Genomic DNA, 20,713 nt, shown 5'->3' with positions numbered 1-20,713 from the left:
GATTTCGAGTTTCGAAAACAGGGGAAGTACTGACTCATTTCTTCCCTAAAAACAGTTTGACTTTCGACCGCCATGCATTAGTTATGGGTTTGAACTATATCCTGCAACCTTCAACGTTCATGAATCGCCATTGTTTAGAACAAATAGGATATCTTAATGTTGATTTAGAGTATGGAATGGACTCTGATTTGTGGATGCGGCTTTCAGCGTTGGGTGAACCTCAGCCTGTCGATGGCGTTTTATCAGCAAGCCGAGAATATGCTGCGACTAAAACTTCTATAGGTTCATTTAAACGTATAGAAGAACTCCGACGAATCTCAATGCAACATTCTGGATTAGAGATGACTCCTGGTGTTTTGTGTTATATGTTTGATACCTTGTATAAATTTGCAAAAAATAACGAAAATATCTTTCCTGAATGGTATCAAGAAGACATTATCAAATTTTGGGAAAAAACAGGACAGTTGATGGCTCAATTTAATGCAAGAAGTGATGGTTTCCCACAAAGATCGCCATAAGCCTTTCCTCCAACATAAAGTAAATCAATACTGAACATAGCGATAGTTAATGAATATATTAGATACAAAAATATCTGAAGTGAAAATTATAGAGCCTCGTGTTTATGGCGATGAACGTGGTTTTTTTTATGAATCATTTCAAGCTGCCCGATATGCAGCATTACTTGGCATACGAGATACTTTTGTTCAAGATAATTTATCGAGGTCGCGTAGAGGAGTTTTGCGAGGCTTACATTACCAATATCAGCATACTCAGGGAAAATTGGTTTCTGTTTTGGCTGGAGAAGTCTTTGATGTGGCTGTTGATGTCAGGTTGGGCTCACCCACTTTTGGATTGTGGGTGGGGGTAATTCTTTCTGGGGAGAATAAACGTCAGCTTTGGATTCCTAAAGGTTTTGCCCATGGATTTTATGTTTTAAGCCCTACAGCTGATTTTTTTTATAAATGTACGGACTTTTATCATCCAGAAAGTGAGTTGTCGATTAATTATCGAGATCCAAAATTAGCTATCGATTGGCCTCTAACTGATGAGGTGCAACTCTCAGCAAAAGATATGCAAGCAAGCTCTTTGGATTTAATTGATCACCAATTTTTGCCGAGATTTCTATGAAAATATTAGTTATAGGGGCTAATGGTCAAGTGGGGTCAGAAATTATTCGGCTGTTTATGTCAACAGAACATCAAATCATTACGTTGACGAGAAAAGAATTTGACTGTGTTCATGTCAGTGAAGTGCGCTCGACTCTTTCTTCGCTTCAACCTGAACTGATTATTAATGCATCTGCATATACGGCTGTAGATAAAGCTGAAGATGAAGTGCTGTTAGCTCATAGGATTAATGCAGAATTTGTGCGCCAGTTAGCCCTATATTGTGCACAAAAGAAAATAGCCTTGATTCATTTGTCCACGGATTATGTTTTTGATGGTACTAAAAAAGGTGCTTATAGCGAAACAGATAGTACCAGTCCTCAAGGTGTTTATGCTCAATCCAAATTAGCAGGGGAACAAGCGATTATAGCACTGCACAAAGAGCATATTATTTTACGGGTGAGTTGGGTATTCGGGATTTATGGGGCTAATTTTGTAAAAACAATTTTAAAATTGGCTTCATCTAGAGAGGAGCTCAGTGTTGTTGCTGATCAATGGGGTAGGCCAACTGCAGCGCAAGATATTGCCAGAGTACTACTAACGATTGTAGCGAAAATAAGTACGCCACCTTTTAATGATTGGGGGGTTTACCATTATGCTGGGACAGGTGTAACTAGCTGGTATGAATTTTCACGTTTTTTTATTGATCTTGCTAAGAAAAAGGGAGTGAGTTTGGCGCTTACCCATTTAAAACCCATAAAATCGGAAGAGTATGTAACTAAAGCAGTAAGGCCAAAAAATTCAGTTTTAGATACAACAAAAATCGAACAAATATTAAATATTCAATGCCAGAGTTGGAAGGATTATTTGCCGGAAGTAGTGGAGTGTTTCATGGAACAAAACATCTCATAACGAAGCACTTGATATAATCCTGTTTTATGGGGTTAATAACATCAGATTTGTCTCTTATCATTTTTGCTCAATTAACTGAAGTAAATAAGTTCCATAATTATTTTTACTTAGTTTAAGAGCAATTTCTCTAAGCGTTTCTGCGCTTATCCAATTGTTTTTATAAGCAATTTCTTCTAAACAAGCGATTTTCAATCCTTGACGATGCTCAATAGTTTGTACAAAAGAACTTGCGGCTAAAAGACTTTCAGGAGTGCCAGTATCTAGCCAGGCAAACCCACGTCCAAGTAGTTCTACGTGGAGATCCCCGCATTCAAGATAGAACTGATTAATACACGATATTTCCAATTCACCTCGATGGGATGGGCGTACTTGTTTGGCAATGTTTATAACTTGATTATCATAAAAATAAAGTCCGGTTATAGCATAATTTGATTTAGGATCGGTTGGCTTTTCTTCAATTGATATCGCTTTCATTTGCTCGTCAAAAGAGACGACGCCAAAGTGCTCGGGGTCTTTTACTGGATAGGCAAAAATAGTGGCCCCTGTTTGACGCGCAGCAATTTCTTGTAATTTCTTTGTAAATCCAAGACCATAAAATATATTGTCACCTAATACCAAACACACATTATCTTGACCTATAAACTCTTCACCAATAATAAAGGCTTGGACCAAGCCATCTGGACTGGGTTGTAACGCATAGTATAATTTTATACCAAATTGTTCTCCATTTCCTAAGATGCGTTGATATGCTGGGCAATCTTCTGGAGTAGTAATCACAAGAATTTCACGAATACCCGCTAACATGAGGACTGATAAAGGATAATAAATCATGGGCTTATCATAAATAGGAAGTAATTGTTTTGAGATACCTTGGGTTATAGGGTAAAGACGTGTCCCGGAACCTCCAGCGAGCACAATTCCTTTCATATTGCTAATTCCTTTTCAGTGACTCTTAATTGTTTATGTTGTGGCACTTTATTTAGAATATTTTGGCACCAATTTTGATGATTTAAATACCACTCCACTGTTTTCCGTATTCCTGTGTCAAAAGTTTCTTTGGGTTTCCATCCAAATTCCCGTTGAATTTTTGTTGTATCCATGGCATAACGCAGATCATGGCCTGATCGGTCTTTAACATACGTAATTAATTCTTTGTAACAAGAAACATGTGGTGGTTTTTGGGGGACTAATTCTTCTAATAGATCACATACTGTATGAACTACTTCAATATTTTGTTTCTCATTATGCCCGCCAATATTATAGGTAGAACCTATTACCCCATTTTTTAAAACCATATAAAGAGCATGGACGTGATCATTGACATACAACCAATCCCGGACTTGGGCTCCATTGCCATAGATAGGTAAATTTTTTCCGGCAAGGGCATTGAGAATTATAACTGGAATCAATTTTTCAGGATATTGGTAAGGGCCATAATTATTAGAGCAATTCGTTATTATTGTTGGTAATCCATAAGTTCGATGCCATGCCCTAACTAAATGATCCGAACTTGCTTTACTTGCTGAATATGGGGAGCTTGGTGCATAAGGGGTGGTCTCAGTAAAAAATTCGTTTTTATTTTCCAGATCACCAAAAACTTCATCTGTAGAGATATGATGAAAACGAAATGATTGGCGTTGTATTGCAGGCAATGATTGCCAATAATCGCGTGCGGCTTCAAGTAAGTTATAAGTTCCAATAATATTTGTTTGTATAAAATCCGCTGGCCCGTCAATAGATCGATCGACATGGCTTTCTGCTGCTAAATGCATAATTGCATCTGGTTGAAAGGTAGCAAATATATAATTTATTTGATCGCGGGAGCGAATGTCTACTTGTTGGAAAATATGGCGTGGATTGTTGATGAGGTGATTAAGTGAATCTAAACTTCCAGCATAAGTCAGTTTATCAACGTTGATCACGGTATCCGTAGTACTCTCAATAAGGTATCGAACCACTGCAGAACCAATAAAGCCTGCGCCACCAGTAACTAGAATTTTCATTTTACTACCTTGTAAAACGTTCCTTAAAGAGATTTATCTTATTGATTATTGCCATTATTCTAATGCAAGAGGAAACTGTCAAGAATAAAATTATTTATCGCTTTATTGCTCCACTTCTTACGCTGATATTTTATCAAATTTAGATAGAACTATATCTATAGATCTATATCTACAGCATTTCTTAATGAGATCGTTTTGTTCAAAACACTGCAGCTGCTCGTCACTCTCTGTTCCTGATGTTTACACTTTCTGGGATGAATGTTTTTAAAATGCTCCTTTACCTGATTTAAAAAATCGCCTAATCTTAAGCCAAGGAAAACTACCAACGGGTAGTTAAAGTCAAAATTTCAGCGTTTCAGGTTATCTATTTAGGAGAGTCATTCATGCGTAAATTAGTACTCTGGGGACATAGTGTTGATGAGTATCGTGAGATGTTTGATTTGTCTCAAGAGGATATGAATTCCAAGATTTTAGAATATGGATGTGGTCCCAGTGCAGTAAACGCCCAACAGTTTCAGGAAGCGCATCAAGCCGTAAGTTGTGATCCATTGTTTGTTTTGGATAAAGATACATTATCGTCCAAGGCGGTTATGATTTTTGCACAAATGGCAGATGAAGTACGCCGAGAACAAGATCAATTTGATTTCAGTCGCACTGGAGGTTTAGAGCAATTACTGGAAAACCGTCGTAATGGCATGAAAAAATTCTTTGCTGATTATGAACAGGGTAAGGCTGAAGGTCGATATTATGGTGCAGCAGATTACCATTTACCTTATTCTGATTTCTCTTTTGATTTTGCATTAAGTGCAAATTATTTATTTGCTGATTTGGAAGATCAAACGGTCGAATTTCATGTAAATGTAATTCGTGAATTAGCAAGAGTAGCTAAAGAAGTAAGAATTTTTCCCTTAAATGACATGGAAGGTAAGACCTCTGAGTTTTTAGGTCCAGTATTACTGGAATTACAAAAAGAAGGATATGGTGTGGAAATTAGAGAAGTAGATTATCATTTGCATAAGTCTGAAAACGCAATGTTACGTGTTTGGGCTCAGAAATGTGATCTTTAAATTACAACCCTGGGTGAAGCGAGCGTAATCCAGGAATTTTTAGTAAGTCTGAGTAATATGTCGCTTCATCAAGGTTAAAAGGTTTTTTTGTATGTATTCAATGTTACGTCCTTTACTTTTTAGTATGGATCCTGAACGGGCACATACTTTTAGTTTATCTGCTTTACACTATGTACCTAAGTTTTGTTTTAAAAAAGCTAAGCCTAAACCTACCGCAGCCTTGGGGTTACAATTTCCTCATGTTGTTGGTTTGGCAGCAGGCTTGGATAAAAACGGAGAACATTTGGATGCATTGGCCAAATTAGGTTTTTCCTTTATTGAATTAGGAACAGTCACACCAAGACCACAAATCGGCAATCCCAAACCACGATTATTTCGGTTATCGGAAGCTGATGCGATTATTAATCGCATGGGGTTTAATAACCAGGGTGTAGATGCTTTGGTGAACTATGTAAAAAAAGCACGATATAAAGGAATCTTGGGCATTAATATTGGTAAAAATAAAGATACTTCGTTAGAACATGCCGCAGATGATTACATTCATTGTTTAAGAAAAGTATATGAATATGCTTCTTATGTAACTATCAATATTTCTTCACCGAATACTCCCGATCTTCGTCAATTACAACAGAAAGAGTATTTTGCCAATTTATTGTCACAAATTCAGGCGGAACAAATTAAATTATCTGATAAACTCCAGCGCCATGTTCCCTTAGTGGTTAAAATATCACCAGATGAAGATCCAGAAACATTAAAACAAATGACCGAAGTGATTTTGAATTATGGTATTGAAGGTATTATTGCGACAAATACTACTTGCTCTCGAACTGGAGTGATTCAATTACCCTATGCTGAAGAAACCGGAGGACTAAGCGGAAAACCTTTATGGGAATTATCTACTCAATGTTTGCGCTTGCTAAAACAACACGTAGGTAACGATGTCACTTTAATCGGAGTAGGGGGCATCGACAATTGCAGCAGTGCACAGGCAAAGTTGGATGCAGGTGCTTCATTAATCCAAGTGTATACAGGTTTGATTTATCAGGGGCCCAGTTTGGTATATGATGTAGCAAAAGGATTAAAATAAAACAGTAGATAAAAGAATTCTGTGCTCATCTCTTCTACGTATCGCACTTTATGCGCGGTATCCAGGACGATGCGTTGAAGTATTTCTGAGTTCTTTTTTAAAGTAAGATTCTCTGGATACCGCATAAAGCGCGATACGTAGGGCAAAAAAATTCGTGAGGCTCTCTCAGGTTCGATGGAATAATATTTAAGATGAAATGTATTACTAAAGATCTGGCGACACAAATGGAGTCTTGCATCAAGCAAACTCATATCGAAGTAACTCAGCAGTATCTTCAAGGAAAGATATTGGAAATTAATGGGGGTGCTGCCTGTTTTTCAGGATTTGATTCTTACTTGTCACAGGTAGTAGGGTGGGGATTTAATACGAAATTTAAGCATTTTCAGTCTGAAATTGAATGCATAGAACAATTTTATAGGACATTAAATCATAAACGAATAGATATTGAATTATGCCCTTTTGTAGGAAATGAACTCCCCATATTTTTAAGTCAGCGTGGTTATTGTATCAGTGAATTAAATAATGTCTCAATCTTGGATTTAAAAGCATATCAGCTGCTTGATTGCGTTGCAGATTCTTTCACGATTAGAGAAATAAAGTCGAGCGAAACAAGAGAGTGGGCCAAAAGGGTAGCTCTTGGCTTTGATGCTATTGAAGCCGAAGATCAATTTTTTCGTTATGTTCGATCTAACGGAGTCAGCGCCTATGCTGTTTATGATAAAGATGTCATTGTGGCTGGGGCAACACTTGCCATCCATGGGGATTTTTGTGATTTAGGGGTTACCAGTACTTTACCTGCTTATCGAGGAAAAGGGTTACAAAAAAAATTATTAATGGCTCGATTGAATACTGCAAAACAGCAAGGAGTATCTTGGGCAACGGTTACCACAGAACCCGGGAGCGTGTCCGATTGTAATGTGCAAAAAGTAGGATTTCATTGTGCTTATACACGAATCAAAATGACCTTGGAATGAGGTTTATTGCCAATAGATACCTAGGCGTAGTCCAGGGGTAAGCTGTTTTTTTGATGTGAACGAATATTTGAGCCCCTGCTCCTCCGTGCTGTACCTGAATCTTCTACACATCGCTGAAAAACTAGTCCAGACCTATTCCCGCGTCCCGAGGCTTGGCCGCTGGATCTGGGAGATCTGCCCTAAAATACTGGACCCACGGACAAGCCGTGGGGGGTGGACAGAGATATGATCAAGAGACTGGGTGCTGCTGCGGCGTCCAGGGCTACATAGGGCGCGTTAAGGGAATATTAGCACTTCCATGTAATAACAGTTACAATAACCCATGTTTCGATTGAACTACTGAGTCATGAAAAAGAAACTTTCTGTTAAAACCAGCATTTTATACAAACGTTTGTTAGCTTATGTGAAGCCGTTTTGGCCCATACTGGCATTAGGTATTTGTGCCAATATTTTGTATTCTCTGATTGATGCTGGTTTTACCTACATGATGCGGCCTTTTTTTGATAAAAGCTTTATTAATGTTGATATGGATTTTATTAAGAAAATTCCTTATATCGTTTTAATAGGGATTACTTTGAGAGGGCTAGTTAGTTCACTGGGTAGTTATTGCATGACTTGGGTTGCCCGATCAGTAGTTAAAGTTTTAAGGGAAAAAGTTTTTAAGCATATTCTTCATTTGCCTGCTGATTTTTACGATGAAGCAACTTCAGGACAAATGCTTTCTAAAATTCTTTATGATGTGGAACAGGTAGCTCAGGTTAGTGCCGATGCCTTAACAGATATTGTCCAAAATACGTGTTTAATTATAGGTTTTCTCACCGTTATGATGGTAATTTGCTGGCAATTATCACTCATGTTTTTATTAACTATTCCCTTTGTTGGTTTGATTGTAAATTACACTAACAAGCGTGTGCGGCGGATAAGCCATAAAGTACAAAAAACAATGGGTGAGGTGACTGAAATTGCCAGTGAAGCAATTGAAGGTTATCGGGTAGTGCGTATTTTTGGCGGTGCTGCTTATGAATATGGAAAATTCGGTAAGGCTATAGAGCATTCACGCCAGAACGATATGAAAGTTGCTGCGAGTAAGGCACTCAATGTGTCTGGAGTGCAAATTGTTATTGCTATAGGCATTGCAGCAATCATCGCTGCAGCAATTCAATTGTCTACAGTAGTGATTATTTCTGCAGGTTCTTTTTTAGCAATTATTGCAGCAATGATACAGCTGATTAAACCGATGAAAACTCTAACCACCCTGAATGCTGTAATACAAAAAGGCTTGGCTGGCGCAGAAAGTGTATTCAATATGTTGGATCTGCCTATAGAGCAAGAGCAGGGTATCGTTTTGTCGCAAAGAGCACAGGGGGCTCTTGAATTTAAACACGTATCTTATGCTTACAGACAAGGGGAAAGTGTATTACATGATGTAAATTTTACTGTTGAAGCGGGTAAAACGGTTGCATTGGTAGGTCATTCTGGAAGCGGGAAAACAACTATAGCCAGTTTATTACCTCGTTTTTATGAAGTGACTCAAGGTATGATTACTTTGGATAATACCCCCATCAATCAAATAAGTTTGGCCAGTTTGCGTGAGCAAATGGCTTTGGTAAGTCAAAATGTGACCCTTTTTAATGATACTTTGGCTAATAACATAGCATATGGCCGCTCGGATGTAAGCCGACAACAAATTATACGAGCCGCTAAAATGGCTTTTGCCGATGAATTCATTAGTCGATTACCCGAAGGTTATGATACATGTGTTGGTGAGAATGGTGTGTTACTTTCCGGTGGTCAGCGGCAAAGGATAGCGATTGCTCGGGCCATTTTGAAGAATGCGCCTATTTTAATTCTTGATGAAGCAACATCTGCGTTGGATAGTGAGTCAGAACGATACATACAAATTGCTTTAGAGGAAGTTATGAAAAATCGAACGACTATAGTCATTGCGCACCGTTTATCGACGATTAAACATGCAGATAAGATTATTGTGATGCAACATGGACGCATTGTGGAACAAGGCACCCACCAAGAATTACTTGACTTACAAGGGTATTATGCACAGCTTCAGAGCATACAACATTCAGATACAATTCATGAGGATGCACTAGCCTGATGTCTTCCTTCTTAGAGCAGCTATGGTATGGTCATCATCATCCGTTACAATGGATATTGCGTCCATTGTCTTGGGTCTATTCCGCGATTGTTTCGGCCAGACGCTATTTTTTGCAACGGTTTAGTCAAATAAGTTGCCCGGTTCCTGTCATTGTTGTTGGCAATATAACGGTTGGAGGAGTGGGTAAAACCCCTTTGGTTATTGAGTTGGCTAAAAGAATACAACAAAAGGGGTTAAGGGTTGGCATTGTGAGTCGTGGCTATGGTGCAGCAATAAAGCAATTTCCCTATGAAGTTCAAGCCAATGATTCTGCCTTAAAAGTTGGCGATGAACCCTTGCTGTTAGCACAAAAAACCAAATGCCCTGTAGTGATTGCACCCAAACGAACCCAGGCTGTACGCTATCTTTTAGAAAAACATCAAAGCCAAATCATTATTAGCGATGATGGATTACAGCATTACCGCATGGGACGAGCTATTGAAATTGCTGTTATTGACGGGACCCGAGGATTAGGTAACGGTTTTTGTTTACCGGCAGGGCCACTAAGGGAATCTGCTATGCGCTTGGAACAAGTTGATTTTATTGTGGTCAATGAAGGCAAGTGGAACAATGCATATCCCATGAAATTAAAACCTGGAAAAATTAAAAAATTAAGTACGGATGAGGACATTGATGCACATACATTCCCTGGAAAATGGGAAGCGATTGCTGCAATTGGTAACCCTCAACGTTTTTATTCCACTTTGTTGCAATTAGGGATAGAATTCGATAGCTGTTCTTATCCTGATCATTATCAGTTTAAGCCAGATGATTTGAATTATTCCAAATCACCTATTATTATGACGGAAAAAGATGCAGTGAAATGCCGATCATTTAGTTCGGACACCATGCATTATTTGCCTGTAGACGCTGTATTGGATGATGCATTTTGGGACGCATTGTGGTTACATCAACAGTTAAAAGGTTATTGCTGATTATGTTTGCTTGGATTCGCTGTTTTTTATTTTTAATAATATTCCACACAAGTACAGGATTGTTTGCATCTGAAATAGAACCCATGCCGCAACCGGTACAATCCATCGAACCAACCATCGGGAGTTGGACTTTTTCCGGTATGGTGAAAAATGAGAGTGGGGATAAATACGGCTATTTTTTTGAAATGCAGCGTCAAGGCTTCGATTTCCAAACTAAAGCCGCTTTAATTGATGGACAAACAAACCAGTTGGTATTTTTTTACGAAGGCAAAGAAAAGATAGAACAATCAACGCCACTTGATTGGCATGTTGGTTATGCTTTTATTCGTTTCAATCCAATTAATGACAGTTGGATTTTTGGCGTTAAAGCGGCAGACAAAAAAGGTTTTAATTTCAAGGTGGACATGCTAAAGCAAGCAAATAAAGACAATGAAACCTTAGTCTTGCGTCCAGGAGTAAAACTTGCCGTTTTACAGACAAGCCAGCTTAATGGACATTTACAGATTGATGATAAAGAACAATTTGTTACCGGGAATAAAGCCTGGTTTGGCAAATTGGCATTAAACGATGAGCAGAAAAGCGCACATGAAATCAGTACTACTTTTTGTCGCTTAAATGATGATAATGGATTTTACTCTGCAAATCTTAAAGAAAAGGATGCAACCAGCGCGGCTGTTGCAGGTTGGCGTGATCCTTTGGGTAATAAAGTCAAAATGTCTCAATTTGTTTCATTAAAGCCTTTAAAAGATGATCAGTGCATGCTGAGTATCGGATTGCCTAAACTGCATTTAACATTGATTAATACACTGAAAGCCAATGATCCATCATCACATACAGTTGCAGGGTTTTCCAAAGACAGTCATGGAGACTTTTGTTTTGTTACTCAGCAATCATTCTTAAAAAGTACTGAATTAGCTATGGAGCATATCAAGTTAAGTGCTTGATTTATAAAAATATGTAGCCTGGATGCAGCGCAGCGGAATCCGGGTTTTATGAAACATGAATGAATTACTAAAACCCGGATTCCGCTGCGCTGCATCCAGGCTACAAGTTGAATAAATACCTCAAACAAAAGTCAAAGTATCTCTTATTACCTGATCTTGGCCATCCAAAGTTGAACCTACCTTAGCATTATCATCTCGAAGTACTTGAGTTTTTTGCATTCTCTCTAATCTTTTCTCTACTTCAGGGGGCAAAGCAAGCTCAGGAGGAATGGCTTTTTTATGAGGTGCTACCCCTAATGCGCCTACCATCATTTTAGGCGAACTAGGTTTGGATTGTTCTAGATGGGGATCTAATTGTGCTTCTAACTGCTGTGCTAATTTAGGGTTAAAAACCCACATGGCATCGGCTAGAGCAGGAATACACATATTAGGCTCATCATTGACCCACCAACCTAAATCGGTCATCGCGGCACGTACCAAGTCTGCCTGCTTGTTATGTTTATCGAGTGCATAGCGCAATATGGTGATAAGTGCTTTTTCTGGTTCACTATAGTCAATAGGAAGTTCTTTATTCCAACTCAAAAATTTAAACCAAGTATTGTCCAATTTTTCATGATATTTTTGTTGAAATATATCGCACAAATGTTTGGTGCTTTGCTCTTTTGGCGCTGATATTGTGTATTGACCCAGGATTTCTTTACTTTTGTAAAATTCAGACATCAACAAGGCATGCATGGTGGCGGTTGGATGAACATCATCCCAAAACATATGTTTGGAACCTGGAGATGTTCCATCAGGATTCATCTTATAATCTGGTGAATCTTTGTAGGCTTCTTTTAGTTTTGCGGCGTCAAAGAATTGAGCGTATTTTGATTGTTGACCATTCTTCTCGACATCGGTATAAACTTTCGTAAAGACAGCATTAATATCGAAAAGGTCGATAGAACAATTTGGGTAATCTTTTTTGAGCTCTTCGAGTTTCTTTTCTAATTTATCATTATAATCTTTTACTATTTTTTGAGCATTATTTCGTTCTGATTCAGACTTATTCTGGAAACGTGGGGTTAATGACAAGTCAGGCAAATTACATAGAACAATATTTTTATAACCTTTATCCATTAATTTCTTAATATTCTCAAGGTTACTTTTTATAGCCAGATCAGCTGCTTCTCTTGTTGGTTCTGCATTAGCTGTAATTAAATCATTGGCTCCAGAAAATACAGTAACCAAGGTTTTTTCTTTTTCGTCGGAAATTTCTTGTTTTTCAACGTCTTCTAAGAATTGATCCACCTGCTTGGTCAAGTTGGATACCATTAAGCGAGTGAAAAAAAGCTTTATTGAAGTAAACGGAGAAAGAAGAGAAAGAAAAAGACCACTCCAACTGTAATCGTGGGATGTTGCACCACCTTGGGCGTAATTGGCAAAGAAATTTTGCCCGTTATATTGAGCAGTACGGCCGTTATCGAGTGAATAATATTCTTCAATGTCTTTTCTATAACGGGGATCTGTTATTACCTGGTCAGATATATCATCAGAAGATTCTCGCAGAGCAGGAGCTTTTAAAAGTGCCCTTTTTCTCTGAATGACCTCACGTTGAGCATTCGTTTTATGTCGATGCGCGATTGCAACATCAGCTATATCCGTATTATCTACTATATGCCTATGATTTATTGGCTCCTCTGTCGTAAATAGATGTCCTTCTTCTCTAGCCTCTATTCGCTTTTTGCGTCTTACCTCTCTTATTTCTGAGGTAATTTCATCCTCAGTATATCTATCTTTTTTTTGAGGTGGTTGAAAAAGAACATCATCTCCTATATCTGCATTATCCAGGTTATATCTTCCAAAACGACGTGCAGAATCTTTTTTTATTTTATCATCATTAAGGAATTTGCTGATAAGAGTAGCTCTAAGCACATCTGCCCAAGTATAACCATTCGTGAAACGTTCTTTAGGAGACTTATCTAATCCTAATGTTTTTTTCCATAATCCGTTGATCCATGGGCCTAGAAAAGAAAACTTTTCACCCATGTTTTTACCGTCGGAAAGGCTATCACCCAATACGACAAAGTGGGTTATTTCTTTTTTAGGACGATCTCTCTTGGCTTCTGTCATATGAAAATAACTACATTCTGACCAATATTTGCTTATTTTATAGCTAAATTATTAAGGTTTTATTAATCAAAGCAAGCAGAGTGAGATTTTTGAGATAACTTCATCTATTTTTTAAGCATAAATCGCTCTCATGAGGTAATTTGCCCTTAAAAAAGCAAGAAAAGAGAAAAGCAAAACATTATCCATCACGCCTCTTTTTCAGGAAGAAATTGTGATAAAACACTGGCGATAATTAACGCAGCTGGGATGATTAAAAGAGTAGATTGATAATCACCTAAAGTATGGATATTCGTATTGCCTTTGAAATAGTCGAGTAAATAACCTACGAGCGGTTGCAGTAGGGGAGCAGTGGCCATAGCTAAGGTATTAGTGAAACCTGTGCAGGCAGAGAGTGATTCTGGCGGTGCCAGTTCATTCGCAATGGTAAAGGCAAGCATATATGCGCCACAACATAGTCCAATTGCAAACAACATAACTCCAACAAGAAGCATGTGCTGTATTGGTAAATAAAGAACGAGAATGAATAAAATAGCAGTTGATAAACATGAAATATGGATTAGCGGTTTGCGCCGAGATAGTTGAATGGAGAGCCAACCATAAATGGGACAACTTAACCCGGCTCCTAGTAAGATCATTGAGGTAAGAATACTGGCACATTCTAGAGAACACTTTAATTTTAACTGGAGAAAAGGAACGGCCCACATTGCAGCAAAAACAGTAATGACAGAAAACTCTAATCCAACAAATAATCCATTAAACCAAACCAATTTATTTTTTAACATGAGCACTAAATATTTTTTATACTGCTGATAATCATTAATTACGGGCTTGTTACTGGGAATAAAAGCTGCACATAAAACAGCAATTAAAAGACCAATGGCACCGGATCCCGCAAGAAAATAATGCCAGCTAATGCGATTTATCTGTGATCCCATTCCAATCATGCTAAATACAGTAACAGTAAATCCTAGAGTTTCGGTGAGCCCAATCATAAAAGCATATTGTTTGAGAGGGTAATGTTGGCGTAGTATTCGCGTCATACCCACAAATGCAAAAGCGGAGCCTCCACCTATAATGAGACGACCGAGAAATAACACAAATAAGTTATATCCTGTAGAAAATAAAAAACAGCCCAGGGCGCATAAGAGTGCGTTTAAGGACATTAAGGTTCGTGTATTAAATCGATCAAAAAGAAGCCCTACAGGAATTTGCATTGTGGTGTAGACATAATAAAAAGCGCTACTTAATAGGCCGGCAGTGAATGCGGTAAGGTGTTTTTCATGCATTATCGCGCCAATAACAATTCCCGAAGATAATTGTAAGAAAAATTGAAATAATAGAAAAAATACGCCGACTAACCATATGGTGGTTCTTTTGGATTTGCATGAATGTGTTGAGGCTAATAAATTCATTAACTCTGTTTCGACAAAAAAGACGAAATATATAGCATCATGGAGAAAGTGTAAATTTATTTTAAAAAACGTGAGCACTTATTGTAGATTGGGTGCGCAGCGGAACCCAAGGTTGGGGGCGTGAACTCTTTGATCCCGAGTTTTGCTGCACTGCACCCAGGCTACAAAGCAGATTACAAATACAACCAGGCATTAATTTTGTCTAAGGGAAATGAGTGGTAGGCACACCAGCGCTCAATAATACTATGATCTAATGTTGATGATATTCCATGTACCCCTGGCGTTAGTTTTTCTTTCAGTAACATTAATGCAACAAGGTTATGGATATAAAATTCCGGATCGATATATTTCATTGGGGTGGGATCATTTAGTACAAAATTAACGGGCATTTTATGATTTAAAACCTCTTCATCACTAAAATGAGGGCCAAACTCATCATAGATGCCTAAATTCGCCAGAATTTTTCCACTAAACCAGAAGTGAGGATAATCACTCATAATTGCTTTTTGTCCGGTTGCGGTCACAACTACATTTGCTTCGATTAATGCACGCTCTAACTCGCTGAAATCCTGAGGATCAATCGCTTTTATACCCAAATTTTGGGCCAAATTTCGTTGTTTTTTATTTGGATCTACAACAACGACAGGAACTTTATTTTGACTGCAAAAATAGGCAAGTCCGCGGCCAATTTTTCCAAAACCAAATATAATCCATGATGTTTCTGCCGTGTTGATTCCTGTCAATTGAGCCAGAGCCATATGACTGCTTTCAGCGCATCCAAAAACTGTTTCGAGTTGTTTTGTCAATGTGCGATCAACACTAATTACAGGAAAGTTAAGCGTTTGTTGTCGATAAAACTGATCACCAGAACCAGTTAATTCGATTGCACCAATTTGGGGTTTTCCCAAAAATTGATAAAGCTGAGCGCCACAATCAAAATAAAGATCAAACGTTTCCCCGACAAGTGAGCGTGGATCTTCTACGTATCGAATTTTTGCTTCGTTTAAAGAGGATACCGCGTGCGGATGAGCATAACAAAAGTCTGTAGGATTAGTGATTGTAACATCAGCGCCTGCTTCAAGTAAGCATGCTATTTTTAATAAAGTATTCGTTACTACAGGAACATGATGGAGCACCCGTAATCCAGTCAGAGGACGTGTGACACTCCATTCAGCGAGTTGTTCATGCATAAAAGGAGCTTCTGCCTGTGGGTATTTTTGAAAAAATTTTTTTAGTGCGTCCTGCATCAGGTTATCACAAAGAGTAAATAATGTCTCATCCTAGCATAATTTATTCATGGAGAATATTTTCTAAAAAAATAAAATTAGACTGAATATGCGTCCGAGAGGCCACGCATAGCCTGCGCAAGGTGGGGGTTTATTTTTATATTGGCAATGTGCTCCATCAGGGATGGATTCCTGTCTTCGCAGGACAACATCTGCTTTTTGCTTCGCTTGACGGTTATAGCGCACAGTGTAATCATAGCTACAATAGTTTCTTTATTTGTTTATTGTCTTAAAGACAATCTATTTTCCTCGGTAATAGAACTGCCAAAACCAAGCCAGTTTGCAATCCACTGCCAAAAACCAGGGTCTGAATCTTGCTTTTTAGCATGAAAAAAAGAATGATTGCTCAAACTACTTTTGGGATTATTTATTTGTTTTAAATAGGTTAATTCATCGTGGAATAGGGTAAGAGTAGCTGTAGTATCATCTTTATTAATTTTTTGATTGATTGAATCAATCAATTCGTCAAGGTGAGGTAACTCTTCCTTAGCATAAGAATGTCGAATAACTCTTTTGAGATTTTCTTTAGCAGCATGTTCATCTTTAAATTTTAGTTGTGACACTAAATCTTTTTTTAATTGAGTTCCATCATCATTAACTAAGATTGCATATTCAATAAGGCATAATTCTTGTTCTGTTTGTGCCAATTGAATTAAGTTTCTGTAATGTTCGGCACGAGTTTGTCCACGATAATAATCAAAAAAATAAGAAAACAAGCTTAAAGTTTGATCACGATGTTGTAGATAATAATCTAATGCTGCAGTGCATCTTTTTTTCAATGTTGCTAGATGGGGTCGTGCAACTGATTTAGAGGGTAAGAGTTCTTTATTCTCTTGTAGTCTTGGTGAACTCACGGATGGAGGTGGTGGGAAATAGCCTTGAATCTCGGGCAAAACAAAATGTTCTGGTAAGTTTGCTTGTGCTAAGGCTTCACGAAGTAACTTGATTGTTGCATTGAATTCTTTTTGAGTTTCTTCACTTTGCCTTGAAAGTGGTTTTTTGAATTGTCTGAGTAAGCAGTAAAGCTTAAATTCCAATTGACAAATGTGTTTAAATCGAGGGTTTTCTATCAATTTTTCCAGAAGTTCTTCATGTTCTTCGCTCAAATAATTTGGAGAAATATCTTGTGCTGCCATAATACTTTTTATTTGCGCCAGATGGCTTACTAGCCCTGCATTTTCAATGGATTGAGCGAGATCAATTTTCTGTTCTTTAATGATTTTTTGGCATTCCTCGAATATTTTACCCAGTTCGTCAAGCGCTTGCTTAAATGGCAAACTGTTAAAAGTATAACGATAAATTTGATTGTTTAAATCGAGTTGCTTTTCTAACATATTAAACTCAATACGTTCCAGAGTTTTTTGAATTACCTCCCGATATGGAACTGCCAATCGAGTAAGAATATATGGGTTTGTGTTCGCTAGAAGTTTAAACAGCTGTGGACGGACGTCGGTTTTATCATAATGAGCTTCGAGATTTTCCAAGTATGTCATGATGATATCCATACCATGCTCTTGAACACCCTGTTGGAGATTCGCATCCAAATCAGCCAGTTCTTTATTCTCAATAAGATTGGCTAACGTCGCCCATTTTTTTTGTTTAAAGGCTTCATCTAATAATTTTTTTAGACCGTATTTTTTTTCAAATAAAGGGAACACTTTTGCAAAAAGAACTGGATCTTTTAAAAAATTTAAAATACTTTCATCGGGTTCACATGGAAGATCACTTTGCCTAAACAAGGTATTAAATATCTCCCCATTTTTTTCTTTAATCGCGCGTTTTAAAGGATTTAAATACAGCGCAGTATTTTGGAATAAAGGATCGTGTTCTCGATTTTTAATGGAGCTTAGTAATGAGGCTCTAGGGTTTTGTACATTCGTCTTTAACATTAATTGATAAAGCCTGCCATAACCTTGTGCATAGATTGTATCAAACAGAGTGGAAGCAGCTTGCTCGCCAAATAATTGTTGAATTGCACTTTGTTTTTCAGTGGGACTCAGAATAAATTCTTTGGTAAGCAGCAGATTGGCTATTTTTGCTTGCTTTTGGGCACAGCTAAAAAGAAACAATTCTTTGAAATCCAATCCGAAATTAAGGCTGGATTCAATAAATGGTTCTAAAACCGAATCATGGCCTCTTTCTATTGCTTGTTTAAGCAATTCTACAAGAGGTCGCTTGAATTGAGTATCAGGTGTTACTCTTCCTAGTTTTAAAAATCGGGCGACTAAGTTTTTATAATTATTGGCTAAAGCTGAAGCAAAAATTTGCTCGGATAATTCTTGTTCGATGGCAATTTGATCTTTAGCCAATAAAAAATCTATAGATTTAAACAAATTATTTTGTGCCAGCATGGGTACAAGTTTTGGTTTTTGCTTCAATGCTGGGAAATTTTGGAGCAAGCATATGATTCCATTTTCATTTTTGTCCAGAATTAACTCTTCAAGAAGTTTATCGAGTTCATCTTCCTCCCAAACGACTTTGTTACATAATGTTTTTGCCAGATTGAGAAGTTTATTTTTAAAACAATCCTTGATTGCTTTTTTTTGTTCCGAGGTATTAAGATTCAATGAAAGCGTATCGGGGGGAAGAGGGTGCGCATTCATTGCTCTATTGAGTTTAGTCAGTTTTCTAAGATTGGTGATTGAATCATTAAGATACGCATTAAAAAGTTGAGGTTCTTTTTGCAAGCAAAGTGTTATTACAGGCCCAATGTTCCAGTTTAAACTGTATTCCAAAAGGAGCTGCTTTATCTTAGGACTCGCTTTTGCAAAACACTTTTCGATGATTGAATAGTCATCATAATCAAAACATAACATGAATAATGCGCGTATATCCTGGGTGTTGTGCAAGACATTGAAATTTAATTGGACGAGTGTGGACAAAATCGATAAGTTTTCTTCTGCTAATCCTTTTTTATAGAGAAATTCCAATGTTTCCAGTTCAAGATGACTTTTTTTAGCTTCCAGTTTCTCCTGAAGAAATAGGCTCATTTCTTTATTGCCGTTCAATATGGCAATAGTAAGCGCCCCCTTGATCACTTCTTCAGGAAGATTATCTTTCCAGGCATTTTTGATGTGCTCATTTTTTCTCAGGAAAGTCAATATATTGAGCAAGTTAGTTGAACCTACGAGAGTGTTTAAATCAATTAACTGGTACTCATGTTTATCAATATTTTCCCAAATTGTAGACTGTTTTGTTTGCTCCGCCCAGGCGCGTGCATAAATTTCGAAAATAGTTTTATCATTACGTTCCATGCATAGCGTGAGTAAATCTGGGGCTTGAATATCTACAGTAAACCCATTTTCGAGAAGTCTTTTCAGGGTAATCACGTTAATTTCTTGGATCACTTCTTTATTAAAAATGGAAGGGAATGACGTGGGATCAATTTTGGAAGTCGTTAATTGATTGATTAACAGATTTAAAACATGATGTTGGTTGGCAATGGCAGCACATTGAATTTGTTTTATTATTTGTTCTGGAGATAACTTACTTAAAAAATGATTTATTGTAACAGTATCTATTTCGTTTTTAACAAAAGTTAGAAGTTGCAAATGGTTATAAGTTGTTTGATTTTTAGGTTCTTGAGAGAGACTTAACTGATCAAATAACTTTAATATTTTACTGTAATCTGCCTCTTTTTTCATTAATAACAAACGTTCTTTTACTGGTTCATTAAGAAGCCTCTGCAGTTCATTTTTTAATTCATCTTGTTCTTCTCTTGTAGAGTATGTTTGAAGATAATGAGCAATTAGCTTTTCTGTTTCTTTAAGATTTCCAAACAAAGTGAGCAGAATTCCTCGCAAGATGGCATTTTTTAAAATGGATGATTTAGGTTGTTGCAATAAAAAATCATTAAATTCGGGACGAAAATATTCCTTTCCTAAGTTGGTGTAGTTGATTTTATTTTGTTGAAATAAGTACTTTAGGGTGTCGATATCTCGCGCCAAAGCTGCAAAAAAACTTGAATTTGCACTTGTCTGGCCCACAAAGGCAATTTGATGTAATTCATCATGAGAAGGGTAGTGTTCAGGAGTTGCATTGGGATGCGCAAATGCACGAATTACCAAACCAAAAGAATCATCGTTATATTCAAAACAGTCTTTAATTTCCTTGATTAATTCATCAACTGTTTCAAATTCTTTTGTTTCTCTATTGTAATTAGGATCGTAAACAGTATAAATATATTTTCCATTTTCGATAGATAAAGCGATTGCATGATTTTTACTGAAAATTAAATAGGATCGATTATTGCGGGCAATTTTTTTGAAAATTTCTTTCCAGTGTTCTTCATCCGTTATAAGTCCTAAATTAAATTCATTTCTTAACGGTTTATTTCCAATGTGCAAGAGTTTTTCAATATCACTTTGCAGGATTTCATAATGACTGAACTCCTCAGTACGGAATGCTTTTTCAACTTGGATTATGAACTGATCAATAGCATTATTGCTACCAAAACTATAAGTACTGGGCAGGGTAGCCAACTTATCAAGCAAATAAAAAAATTGTGAGGTTTTATTTTCTAAAGCATATTTGATATATAAAGCAGCAAGTCCGGCACAAATTCCTTTTTTATTCAATTCAAAATCGATATTATTTTTTTGTTTCAGACAAAGATTTACTGCGCTAATAATTTTGCCTTGGCTTGGCATAGTTTACCCCTCTTTTTTGATTTTGCGATTATAAATGACATGTTAATTTAATTCAATTCACAATGATTTAAAAT

15 protein-coding genes are annotated in these 20,713 nt (G+C 37.2%); 9 read left to right on the top strand and 6 right to left on the bottom strand.

Going from position 1 to position 20,713, the window contains the following annotated elements:
* The 3 genes from A8O27_RS18895 to rfbD form a co-directional block, all read left to right on the top strand.
* Positions 1 to 518, top strand: a 518-nt coding sequence (locus A8O27_RS18895) for a glycosyltransferase family protein (protein ID WP_211269244.1), incomplete at its 5' end; no start/stop codon positions are given.
* 49 nt (positions 519 to 567) lie between these two features.
* Positions 568 to 1,128, top strand: coding sequence for a dTDP-4-dehydrorhamnose 3,5-epimerase (rfbC, locus tag A8O27_RS06660; protein ID WP_058459148.1), 561 nt, complete (start codon positions 568 to 570; stop codon positions 1,126 to 1,128).
* Positions 1,125 to 2,018, top strand: a complete 894-nt coding sequence (gene rfbD, locus A8O27_RS06655) for a dTDP-4-dehydrorhamnose reductase (RefSeq protein WP_058459149.1) — start codon at positions 1,125 to 1,127, stop codon at positions 2,016 to 2,018. Before rfbC ends, rfbD begins: the two co-directional genes overlap by 4 nt.
* 57 nt (positions 2,019 to 2,075) lie before the next feature.
* Here the strand turns inward: rfbD and rfbA are convergent, their stop codons facing one another.
* Both rfbA and rfbB read right to left on the bottom strand, forming a co-directional pair.
* Positions 2,076 to 2,945 (bottom strand): glucose-1-phosphate thymidylyltransferase RfbA, encoded by an 870-nt coding sequence (rfbA, locus tag A8O27_RS06650; protein ID WP_058459150.1) that lies wholly within the window; start codon positions 2,943 to 2,945, stop codon positions 2,076 to 2,078.
* Entirely contained in the window at positions 2,942 to 4,021 is a 1,080-nt protein-coding gene (rfbB, locus tag A8O27_RS06645) for a dTDP-glucose 4,6-dehydratase (RefSeq protein ID WP_058459151.1), read from the bottom strand. The genes rfbA and rfbB overlap by 4 nt, the downstream gene beginning before the upstream one ends.
* 383 nt (positions 4,022 to 4,404) lie before the next feature.
* Between rfbB and A8O27_RS06640 the strand changes: the two genes are divergently transcribed.
* The 6 genes from A8O27_RS06640 (at position 4,405) to A8O27_RS06615 (ending at position 11,180) form a co-directional block, all read left to right on the top strand.
* Positions 4,405 to 5,088, top strand: a complete 684-nt coding sequence (locus tag A8O27_RS06640) for a hypothetical protein (protein WP_058459152.1) — start codon at positions 4,405 to 4,407, stop codon at positions 5,086 to 5,088.
* 91 nt (positions 5,089 to 5,179) lie between these two features.
* Positions 5,180 to 6,175 carry a quinone-dependent dihydroorotate dehydrogenase gene (locus A8O27_RS06635; protein ID WP_058459153.1) on the top strand — a complete coding sequence of 332 codons (996 nt, stop codon included), beginning with the start codon at positions 5,180 to 5,182 and terminating at the stop codon, positions 6,173 to 6,175.
* A gap of 191 nt (positions 6,176 to 6,366) precedes the next feature.
* Positions 6,367 to 7,149: a GNAT family N-acetyltransferase gene (locus A8O27_RS06630; RefSeq protein ID WP_058459154.1), complete on the top strand. Its 783-nt coding sequence runs from the start codon at positions 6,367 to 6,369 to the stop codon at positions 7,147 to 7,149.
* 346 nt (positions 7,150 to 7,495) lie between these two features.
* Positions 7,496 to 9,262, top strand: coding sequence for a lipid A export permease/ATP-binding protein MsbA (msbA, locus tag A8O27_RS06625; protein ID WP_058459155.1), 1,767 nt, complete (start codon positions 7,496 to 7,498; stop codon positions 9,260 to 9,262).
* A complete protein-coding gene (gene lpxK, locus A8O27_RS06620; RefSeq protein WP_058459156.1) occupies positions 9,262 to 10,236 on the top strand; it encodes a tetraacyldisaccharide 4'-kinase in 975 nt (324 codons plus the stop codon). Before msbA ends, lpxK begins: the two co-directional genes overlap by 1 nt.
* A gap of 2 nt (positions 10,237 to 10,238) precedes the next feature.
* Positions 10,239 to 11,180: a hypothetical protein gene (locus A8O27_RS06615; protein WP_058459157.1), complete on the top strand. Its 942-nt coding sequence runs from the start codon at positions 10,239 to 10,241 to the stop codon at positions 11,178 to 11,180.
* 120 nt (positions 11,181 to 11,300) lie between these two features.
* Here A8O27_RS06615 and A8O27_RS06610 read toward each other — a convergent pair whose 3' ends face one another.
* From A8O27_RS06610 to A8O27_RS06595, 4 genes are all read right to left on the bottom strand, one after another.
* A complete protein-coding gene (locus tag A8O27_RS06610) occupies positions 11,301 to 13,292 on the bottom strand; it encodes an SGNH/GDSL hydrolase family protein (RefSeq protein WP_058459158.1) in 1,992 nt (663 codons plus the stop codon).
* Positions 13,293 to 13,477: 185 nt separating this feature from the next.
* Positions 13,478 to 14,704, bottom strand: coding sequence for an MFS transporter (locus tag A8O27_RS06605; RefSeq protein ID WP_082642434.1), 1,227 nt, complete (start codon positions 14,702 to 14,704; stop codon positions 13,478 to 13,480).
* Between the two features lie 173 nt (positions 14,705 to 14,877).
* Positions 14,878 to 15,951, bottom strand: a complete 1,074-nt coding sequence (locus tag A8O27_RS06600; protein ID WP_058459159.1) for a saccharopine dehydrogenase NADP-binding domain-containing protein — start codon at positions 15,949 to 15,951, stop codon at positions 14,878 to 14,880.
* Positions 15,952 to 16,211: 260 nt separating this feature from the next.
* Complete coding sequence (locus tag A8O27_RS06595) at positions 16,212 to 20,639, bottom strand: YopT-type cysteine protease domain-containing protein (RefSeq protein WP_058459160.1); 4,428 nt, start codon at positions 20,637 to 20,639, stop codon at positions 16,212 to 16,214.
* Positions 20,640 to 20,713: the final 74 nt, after the last annotated feature.

The organism is Legionella bozemanae, assembly GCF_001648595.1.
In the GTDB taxonomy this organism is placed as follows: domain Bacteria; phylum Pseudomonadota; class Gammaproteobacteria; order Legionellales; family Legionellaceae; genus Legionella; species Legionella bozemanae.
The sequence above is the reverse complement of the archived record's forward strand: the minus strand, read 5'-3'. Positions and strand labels throughout refer to the sequence as shown.

What these genes read in the sequence shown, in the direction of transcription:
- A8O27_RS06630 (WP_058459154.1), top strand. Translation starts at nt 6,367, where the DNA reads ATGAAATGTATTACTAAAGATCTGGCGACACAAATGGAGTCTTGCATC.
- rfbA (WP_058459150.1), bottom strand. Translation starts at nt 2,945, where the DNA reads ATGAAAGGAATTGTGCTCGCTGGAGGTTCCGGGACACGTCTTTACCCT.
- A8O27_RS06605 (WP_082642434.1), bottom strand. Translation starts at nt 14,704, where the DNA reads ATGAATTTATTAGCCTCAACACATTCATGCAAATCCAAAAGAACCACC.
- A8O27_RS06640 (WP_058459152.1), top strand. Translation starts at nt 4,405, where the DNA reads ATGCGTAAATTAGTACTCTGGGGACATAGTGTTGATGAGTATCGTGAG.
- A8O27_RS06610 (WP_058459158.1), bottom strand. Translation starts at nt 13,292, where the DNA reads ATGACAGAAGCCAAGAGAGATCGTCCTAAAAAAGAAATAACCCACTTT.
- A8O27_RS06635 (WP_058459153.1), top strand. Translation starts at nt 5,180, where the DNA reads ATGTATTCAATGTTACGTCCTTTACTTTTTAGTATGGATCCTGAACGG.
- lpxK (WP_058459156.1), top strand. Translation starts at nt 9,262, where the DNA reads ATGTCTTCCTTCTTAGAGCAGCTATGGTATGGTCATCATCATCCGTTA.
- rfbC (WP_058459148.1), top strand. Translation starts at nt 568, where the DNA reads ATGAATATATTAGATACAAAAATATCTGAAGTGAAAATTATAGAGCCT.
- rfbD (WP_058459149.1), top strand. Translation starts at nt 1,125, where the DNA reads ATGAAAATATTAGTTATAGGGGCTAATGGTCAAGTGGGGTCAGAAATT.
- msbA (WP_058459155.1), top strand. Translation starts at nt 7,496, where the DNA reads ATGAAAAAGAAACTTTCTGTTAAAACCAGCATTTTATACAAACGTTTG.
- A8O27_RS06595 (WP_058459160.1), bottom strand. Translation starts at nt 20,639, where the DNA reads ATGCCAAGCCAAGGCAAAATTATTAGCGCAGTAAATCTTTGTCTGAAA.
- A8O27_RS06600 (WP_058459159.1), bottom strand. Translation starts at nt 15,951, where the DNA reads ATGCAGGACGCACTAAAAAAATTTTTTCAAAAATACCCACAGGCAGAA.
- rfbB (WP_058459151.1), bottom strand. Translation starts at nt 4,021, where the DNA reads ATGAAAATTCTAGTTACTGGTGGCGCAGGCTTTATTGGTTCTGCAGTG.
- A8O27_RS06615 (WP_058459157.1), top strand. Translation starts at nt 10,239, where the DNA reads ATGTTTGCTTGGATTCGCTGTTTTTTATTTTTAATAATATTCCACACA.